The following is a 7646-nucleotide window of genomic DNA, read 5'->3' as shown; positions in this document are numbered from 1 at the left end:
CACCAACGGGAGGGGACAGACCGGAGGACGAAGTCTGTAGGGCTGTCACCGCACCCAAAAACACCACGCCCGCCGCCAGGCGCAACGGCGAACAAGCCCAACGGCGGGACAGCCGACAACGTACGAGGCGCCGCAAAGCAAGCAACGGCGAACAAGCCCCGCGGCGGGAAAGCCAAGTACGTGGGCGGCCAAGCCAAGCGCAGCGGAACGGCTAGTCGACGAACAGCCCCCGCGCCGCCGCCCGGGCGTCGAATTCTTCGAGGCGCGCCTGTGCGTCCGGGAGGGCGTCGCACATCGCCTCCAGGAGGACGCGGCCCAGGAGCATGGGGGCGCAGGCGGTGTCGAAGGCGAGGCCGGTGCCGACCGCGGCGGGCAGCAGCAGGTCGGTGTGGCGGGCGACCGGCGCGAAGGCGCTGTCGGCGACGGTGACTACGGTCAGCCCCGCGCCCTGGGCGTAGGCGAGGGCCTCGACGACCTCGCGGGGGTGCCGGGGCAGCGCGAAGCACAGCAGGGTGGTGGCTCCGGCCCGTACCGCGGCGTCGATCCGGTCGGGGAGCATCGTGCCGCCCTCGTCCAGCAGCCGGACGTCGGGGTGGACCTTGCGGGCGAAGTACGTGAACCCGGCGGCCTGGGCGGTGGCGGCGCGCAGGCCGAGGACGGGCAGTGGCCGGGAGGTGGCGAAGAGGCGGCCGGCCTCGATCACCGGCGACGGGTCGGCGAGCGCGGCGGCCAGGTGCCGGAGGTTGTCGATCTCCGCCTGGACGGCCTGCTGGTACTCGTTGGCGGTGCCGTCGTCGCCGGCCTTCTCCGTGGGCGCGACCTCGCGCAGATGGCGGCGGAGCGCCGGATAGCCGTCGAAGCCGAGCGCCACCGCGAAGCGGGTGACGGACGGCTGGCTGACGCCGGCCAGTTCGGCCAGCTCGACGCTGGAGAGGAAGGGCGCGTCGGCGGCCCGGCGCACCATGCAGTGGGCGATCCGGCGCTGGGTGGGTGTCAGCCGGTGGCCCTCGAAGAGCTTCTGGAGGCGGGCGGCGGTGCCGGTGTCCGCGTCCGTGACCCGGCCGGCCGTCGCGTCCCGCGCCTCCTCGGCCCGGACTTCCGCGGCCCGCTCCCCCGGCTCACCGCCGGTGCCGAGACCGTTGTCCCCGTCCCCGCTCATCGCCTCTTCTTCCCGGCCCGGTGCGGGCCTTTTCCTGTGTCGACCGACTGTACGGAATTCCTGGCTCGGAACGGCGCGCGATACGCATCACGATCCGGCCGTACGAGACCGTCCCGGCCACCGTCCACCGGCATACGGGCCCCCGCACACCGCAGCCGACCCGCCCGCGCGCAGTACGCACGACCATCCAGCCGAACGAGACCGTCCCGACCATCCGCACACCCGCGCCCCGGCGCACGCACACCCTCCGGCCGGCCGGCCAGCCCCCGAGAAGCACGGTGCGCTGGCGCGGGCCGCCGCCCGGCCGGGTGCGGGGCCGTGTCGGTCCGGTCGGTCACGGGCGTCTTCATGGCGCTCATACCTCCGCCAGTTCGTCGAGCAGGCCCGCCGCCACCGCCACGTCGTCCGTCAGTGGCCGGTCCTCCATGCGGGGGTCGAGGGCCTCGGCGGCCCGGGTGTAGGCGGTGGTGAGGGGGAGGCCGGGGTCGGGTTCCAGTGAGCGCATCCGCAACGCCCGTATGGCGGCGACGAGTTCGCAGGCGAGGACCTGGCGGTAGTACGTGCCGGCGCGCAGCGTCTGGCGGGCTCCCAGGGACGCGAAGCTGGCCTGTTCCTCGACGCCGCGGGAGAGGACGGCGTGGCCGAGGGAGGCCGGGTGGGAGACGGCGCGCATCTCGCCGAGTGCGGCGCCGGCGGCGTATTCGAGGATCATGACGCCGGAGCTGGCGGGGGCGGCGTCGCCCAGGAAGGGGCGGAGCCGGGTGAGGTCCGGTTCGGAGAGGGCGGCGAGCCGGGCGGTGGACAGCCGGGCGGTCTGCAGGACGGCCAGCCGGAAGGTGTCCAGGGCGAGCGCGGCGTGGGCGGCGTAGAAGTTGCCGTGGTGGTAGGCGGCCTGGTCCTCGATGCTGATCAGCGGGTTCTCGGCGGCGGCGTTGAGTTCGACGGTGAGCACGGATTCCAGGGTGTCGGCGGCGTCCAGCGCCGGGCCGTGGATCTGGGGCAGGCAGCGGAAGCCGTACGGGTCCTGGATGCGGCCCAGCGGCGGGCTGGGCCGCGGCGGCACGCCGGAGAGGGTGCGCAGCCGGGCGGCGGCGGCCGCGGAGCCGGGGTGCGGGCGGGCGAGCATGACCGGTTCGGCGAACGGTTCGTAGGAGCCGCCGACGGCGAGCAGGGAGAGCGCGGCGACCGGCAGTGACGCGGCCAGCAGCCGGCGCAGTTCGTCCAGGGCGAGCGCGGACTGGCCGAGGGTGAGGGCGTTGCTGCTGATCAGGGCGAGGGCGTCGTTGTTGTCGAGGGCGACGGGGGCCGGGGTGCGGCCGCCGGGGGTGCCGTGCCAGGGGTGTTCGCCGGCCAGTGCCAGGCCGGTCTGGGCGAGCGCGGCCAGGTCGCCGGTGCCGACCGCACCGTGTTCGTTGACGACCGGGTGGGCGCCGGCGTCCAGGGCGGCGATCAGGGCCGTGATGACCGCGGGGTTGAGGCCGGCGCCGCCGGCGAGCAGCTGGTTGGCGCGGACCGCGAGCATCGCCCGGACCTCGCGGCCCGGCAGCGGGTCGCCGATCGCGCCGGCGTGGCTGCGCAGCAGCCGGAGGCCGTGGGCGGCGTCGGCGGCCTCGACGTCCTCGGTGCGGTTGGCGCCGACGCCGGTGCTGCGGCCGTAGACGCGTCCGGTGGCGGCGAGGCGGCGGGCGGTGTCCCAGGATTCCGCGGCGCGGGCGAGGGCCTTGGGGTCGGGTGCCGCGGGGCGGGCGGTGCGGTCCGCGAGGGCGGCGACGTCGGCGGTGCGCAGCCCGGTGCCGTCGAGGGTGATGCGCCTGCCGGACCGGCGGGCATTGTCCAGCATGTGGGAAATCAAGGGGCTCAACTCCCTCTTATAACGCGCTTTGTGGACCGAATTCCGACAACGGGTTCCGTACGGTGGCGGAGCGGAGAGCTGGAAGAACTCTCGGGTAATCCGCGTTGTCACACAGGGTTTACACCCACCTATTGACTTCTATTCATGTGCCTAAGACTCTGCATGACACTATGCAGGCCGGGCAAGGGGCAGCGGATGATCAGATTCGACGCAGTCAGCAAGCGGTACCCGAACGGCACCACAGCCGTGGACGATCTCTCCCTCGACCTCCCCGAGGGCGGCGTCACCGTCCTCGTCGGATCGTCCGGATGCGGCAAGACGACGACCCTGCGGATGGTCAACCGCATGGTCGAGCCCACCTCCGGCACGATCAGCGTCGGCGGCCGCGACGTCCTGGAGGCGGACGCCGCCGAGCTGCGCCGTGGCATCGGCTACGTCATCCAGCAGTCCGGCCTCTTCCCGCACCGTACGGTCCTCGACAACATCGCGACCGTCCCGCTGCTGCTCGGCTGGGGCCGCCGCAAGGCCCGCTCCCGCGCCGCGGAACTGCTGGAACTGGTCGGCCTGCCCTCGGACACCGGCAAGCGCTATCCGCACCAGCTCTCCGGCGGCCAGCAGCAGCGCGTCGGAGTGGCCCGGGCGCTCGCCGCCGACCCGCCGGTGCTGCTGATGGACGAGCCGTTCGGCGCGGTCGACCCGGTCGTCCGCACCCAGCTCCAGAACGAACTGCTGCGGCTCCAGGAGGAGCTCCGCAAGACCGTCGTCTTCGTCACCCACGACATCGACGAGGCGGTCCGCCTGGGCGACCGGATCGCGGTGTTCCGCACCGGCGGCCGGCTCGTCCAGTGCGCCGAACCCGCCGAACTCCTGGCCCGTCCCGCCGATGACTTCGTCGCCGATTTCCTCGGCCCCGAGCGCGGTCTGAAGCTGCTCTCGCTCACCACCCTCGCCGATGTGCCGCACGCGCCCGGCCGGGCGATACGCGCCGACGAACCCGTCGGCGCGATAGGCCGGGACGGCGGGCGCTGGCGCCTGGTGACCTCGCCGCGCGGCGAACCGCTGGGCTGGCTGGACACCGACGCGCTGCCGGCCGGCGGTACGGCCGGCGAGGCGGAACTGGCGGCGGTCCGGCCGCTGCGGGACACCGATTCGCTGCTCTCGGCCCTCAACGAGGCGGTCTCCTCACCGGCCCGGGCGGTCGCCCGGGTCACCGCCGACGGCGTCCTGACCGGCGTCACCTCCCGCGACGCCATCCACGACCGGGCCGGCCGCAGCCACGCCGACGCCACCCGGACGGCCGGCCTGGCGACACCGGCCCGGGCCACGGCCGGGACGCCCCAGGAGCCCACCGCGAAGGCTCCCGCCCCCGACGACCCCGCACCCGAGGCGCCCGCCGGCGCGGAGCGCCCCGCATGACCGTCGAATGGGGCTGGTTCCCCGATCACGCCGGCGAACTGACCCGCCTCACCGCGGACCACCTCGCCACCGCCGTCCCCGCCGTCCTCTTCGGCCTGCTGATCGCCCTGCCGCTGGCGGTCCTCGCGCACCGCGTCCGCCCGCTGCGCGGCTTCGTCCTCGGCGCGTCCAACATCCTCTACACCATCCCCTCGCTCGCCTTCTTCGTGCTGCTGCTGCCGGTCACCGGGCTGACCCGTACCACCGCGATCACCGGCCTGACCGCGTACACCCTGGTCGTCCTGGTGCGGAACACCGTCGAGGGCCTGGACGCGGTCCCGGCCCGGGTCCGCGAGGCGTCCAAGGCGATGGGCACCCGCCCGCTGCGCACCCTGCTCACCGTCGAGCTGCCGCTCGCCCTCCCGGTGATCATGGCGGGCGTCCGGGTCGCGACGGTGATGTCCATCTCCCTTGTCAGCGTGGCGAGTTACATCGGGTACGGCGGGCTCGGCCAGCTCTTCACCGACGGCTTCCAGCGCAACTTCCCCACCCCGGTCATCGCCGGCGTGGTCCTGACCCTGCTGCTCGCCCTGGTCGCCGACGCCCTGCTGGTGACCGTCCAGCGGCTGTGCACCCCCTGGCAGCGCGGCACGGCCCGGTCCGCCCCCAAGCTGTGGAAGCGAGCGTGACGGCCCGATGCTCGAACTCCTGAAGAACCTCGCGTCCTGGCTGACCGGCCCGGCGCAGTGGGCGGGCCCCGACGGCATCGCCACCCGCATCCTGGAGCACCTGGAGTACTCGGTGCTCGCCACCCTCGCCGCGGCGCTGATCGCCCTGCCCGTCGGACTGCTCATCGGGCACACCGGCCGCGGCGCCTTCCTCGCCGTCAACCTCGCCTCCTTCGGCCGGGCGCTGCCCACCGTCGGCCTGGTCACCCTGGTCTTCCTCGCCGGCGGGCTGAGCGTGTGGCCGGTGTACGTCTCGCTGGTCGCGCTCGCCGTACCCGTGATCATCACCAATACGTACGCCGGGATGGCCGCCGTCGACCCGGAGGTCAAGGACGCCGCCAAGGGCGTCGGGCTGCGCGGCCGCCAGATCCTCTGGCAGGTCGAGGTCCCGTTGGCGCTGCCGCTGATCATGACCGGCATCCGGCTGGCGACCGTCCAGGTCGTGGCCACCGCCACCATCGCCGCCTACGTCAGCTTCGGCGGGCTGGGCCGCTACGTCTTCGACGGCCTGGCCCAGCGCGATCTGGTGCAGGTGCTCGGCGGGGCGGTGCTGGTCGCCGTACTCGCCGTGGTCGCCGACCTGGCCCTGGGCGGACTGGCCCGGCTGCTGTTCCGCGGCCGCCCCGCCGCCGCCCGCTGAACCGCCACGCCCCTACGCCCGCCCCTCCCGAGGAGCCCGCCATGAACCGCCGCACCGCCCTCACCGCCCTGCTCGCCGGCGCCTCGGCACCGCTGCTGGCCGCCTGTTCCTCCGGCATCACCTCCCTCAAGGGGGACGGCGCCGGCGGCGACAGCGGCAACAGCAGCGGTGGACTGGTCATCGGCACCGCCAACTTCACCGAGAACCAGATCCTCGGCTACCTCTACGCGGGCGTCCTGTCCGCGGCCGGCGTCAAGGCCACCGTCCGGCCCAACCTCGGCTCCCGCGAGATCGTGGTCCCGGCGCTGCGCTCCGGTGACATCGACCTGCTCCCCGAGTACCAGGGCAGCCTGCTGCTCTACCTCGACAAGAAGGCCACCGAGACCGAGGCCGGCGCGATGCAGAACGCGCTCGCCACGGTGGTGCCCGACGGCCTGGAGGTGCTCCCGTACGCGGCCGCCGAGGACCGCGACAGCTTCGCCGTCACCCGCGAGACCGCCGACCGTTACGGCCTTCAGTCGCTCGACGACCTGCGCAGAACCAACGGCAAGCTGGTGTTCGGCGCGGCCGCCGAGATGAAGAAGCGGGTGGTCGGGCTGGTCGGCCTCAAGGACAAGTACGGCGTGGAATTCAAGGAGTTCAAGGCACTGGACTCGTCCGGCCCGCTGGTCAAGGGCGCCCTGAAGAAGGGCGACGTCGACGTGGCCAACGTCTTCACCACCGACGTCGACATCAAGGAGAACGGCTGGGTACTGCTGGCCGATCCCCGGCACCTGGTCCCCGCCCAGCACATCGTCCCGCTGATCGCCGCCCGCAAGGCCGACACGAAGGTGCGCCGGGCACTGGCGACCCTCGGCAACGCGCTCACCACCGCCGACCTCACGGAACTCAACCGCAAGGTCGACAAGGACAAAAAGGACCCGGACCGAGTGGCAGCCACGTGGCTCTCCGAGCGGAAGCTCGGCTGATTCCCACGTACTTGGCCGTCCCGCCGCGGGTCCGCTGCGCTTGGCGGTGCCGCGCACGTACCTGTCTGTCCCGCCGCGGGTGTTGTTCGCCGTTGCGCGCTTGGCGGCGCCTCCCACGTACCTGTCTGCGGCGCTGCGGGGCGTCTCGCCGTTGCGCTTTGCGGCGCGCCCGCACGTACCCGTCTGTCCCGCCGCGGGGCCTCTCGCCGTTGCGCCTGCGGCGGGCTAGGTGGTGTCGGGTGCGGTGACGGACCTCCGGGGCCTCATTCGTGGACTGCTTCGCTTTACGTCCACGAACAAGGCCCCTCCAGCCCGTCCCCTCCCGTGAGGGGGGAAGTTGAGGACGGTGGGGGTGGACGTCGGGGGTCCCTTAAGGGCGGGCCGAACAGATCCCGTAAGGGATACGAGCGCCCCTTGCGGGCCACAACCCGACGGGTCGGGACGGTATTCCCGACACCACACGACACGAGACACGGCGCGACGCGAGACACTGCACGACGCAAGACAACGCCGAACGACAACGCCCGCCCCCACTCACCCCTTCCACCCACCAACGGGAGGGGACAGACCGGAGGACGAAGTCCGTAGGGCTGTCACCGCACCCAAAACACCACGCCCGCCGCCAGGCGCAACGGCGAACAAGCCCAACGGCGGGACAGACAGGCACGTGCGGGGCGCCGCAAAGCGCAACGGCGAACAAGCCCCGCGGCGGGAAAGCCAGGTACGTGCGGGGCGCCGCAAAGCGGCAACGGCGAGGCGCCCCGCGGCGGACAAGCAAGGTACGTACGGGGCGCCGCAAAGCGGCAACGGCGAGGCGCCCCGCGGCGGGACGGCCAAGTACGTGGGAGGCGCCGCAAAGCGCAACGGCGAGCGAGCCCCGCGGCGGGACGGCCAAGTACGTGCG

General features: G+C 73.2%; 6 protein-coding genes. 4 read left to right on the top strand and 2 right to left on the bottom strand.

The window, feature by feature from the left end:
* Positions 1-211: 211 nt before the first annotated feature.
* Both ACFV1J_RS40105 and ACFV1J_RS40100 read right to left on the bottom strand, forming a co-directional pair.
* On the bottom strand, positions 212-1159 hold the full coding sequence (locus ACFV1J_RS40105) for a MurR/RpiR family transcriptional regulator (RefSeq protein ID WP_385866918.1): 948 nt from the start codon (positions 1157-1159) through the stop codon (positions 212-214).
* Positions 1160-1514: 355 nt separating this feature from the next.
* Complete coding sequence (locus ACFV1J_RS40100) at positions 1515-2999, bottom strand: aromatic amino acid ammonia-lyase (RefSeq protein ID WP_385866920.1); 1485 nt, start codon at positions 2997-2999, stop codon at positions 1515-1517.
* Between the two features lie 207 nt (positions 3000-3206).
* Here ACFV1J_RS40100 and ACFV1J_RS40095 point away from each other — a divergent pair, with 207 nt between their 5' ends.
* From ACFV1J_RS40095 to ACFV1J_RS40080, 4 genes are read left to right on the top strand one after another with little or no spacing between them, the layout of a single operon-like run.
* A complete protein-coding gene (locus ACFV1J_RS40095; RefSeq protein ID WP_385866916.1) occupies positions 3207-4427 on the top strand; it encodes an ABC transporter ATP-binding protein in 1221 nt (406 codons plus the stop codon).
* Positions 4424-5095, top strand: a complete 672-nt coding sequence (locus ACFV1J_RS40090) for an ABC transporter permease (RefSeq protein WP_385866913.1) — start codon at positions 4424-4426, stop codon at positions 5093-5095. Before ACFV1J_RS40095 ends, ACFV1J_RS40090 begins: the two co-directional genes overlap by 4 nt.
* Positions 5096-5102: 7 nt before the next feature.
* On the top strand, positions 5103-5774 hold the full coding sequence (locus ACFV1J_RS40085) for an ABC transporter permease (protein WP_385866911.1): 672 nt from the start codon (positions 5103-5105) through the stop codon (positions 5772-5774).
* A 41-nt stretch (positions 5775-5815) separates the two neighbouring features.
* Positions 5816-6742 (top strand): ABC transporter substrate-binding protein, encoded by a 927-nt coding sequence (locus ACFV1J_RS40080; protein ID WP_385866910.1) that lies wholly within the window; start codon positions 5816-5818, stop codon positions 6740-6742.
* The last annotated feature ends 904 nt before the right edge of the window (positions 6743-7646 follow it).

The organism is Streptomyces sp. NPDC059649 (assembly GCF_042734445.1).
GTDB lineage: Bacteria > Actinomycetota > Actinomycetes > Streptomycetales > Streptomycetaceae > Streptomyces.
This window is presented reverse-complemented; position numbering and strand designations above follow the sequence as displayed.